We start from the raw sequence: 410 nt of genomic DNA, 5'->3' as shown, positions 1-410 counted from the left end.
AGGCATATACGACCCAGCCGGCTGGCCCTGAGGGCCTGGGGATGCCGTATTGTTAAACGCGGTGTAGGACAGGAATGTGCCCATATTGCCCTGCCAGAGCGCGGCGGCGATGGTGGGGATGGTGATGATGAGCATGGTCATGATCAGGCCGATGCCGCCCTGCTGCAGGGCTTGGCTGGAGAGGCCTTCAGCGCTGGCCAGGGGGATGAACTTGACCGCCCAGTAGGCAGCGGCCACTTTGACGGTGAACTTGAGCACCATGGCCGTGACCACCGACAGCATGGCCATCGAGAACAGCGTGCCGATGATGTAGAACAGCCACTTTTTGAACAGGTCCTTGGTCTGGTCGAAGATCAGCGCCAGGATGAAGATGGGCCCGACGCCGATGAGGAAGGCCATGGTGAACTTGA

General features: G+C 60.2%; 1 protein-coding gene. It reads right to left on the bottom strand.

Annotation, left to right across the window (positions count from 1 at the left end; genetic code table 11):
- Positions 1-410, bottom strand: a 410-nt coding sequence (locus tag XdyCFBP7245_RS23515; protein ID WP_146091744.1) for a type IV secretion system protein, incomplete at both ends; no start/stop codon positions are given.

The sequence above is a fragment of the Xanthomonas dyei genome, from assembly GCF_002939865.1.
Classification (GTDB): domain Bacteria; phylum Pseudomonadota; class Gammaproteobacteria; order Xanthomonadales; family Xanthomonadaceae; genus Xanthomonas; species Xanthomonas dyei.
This window is presented reverse-complemented; position numbering and strand designations above follow the sequence as displayed.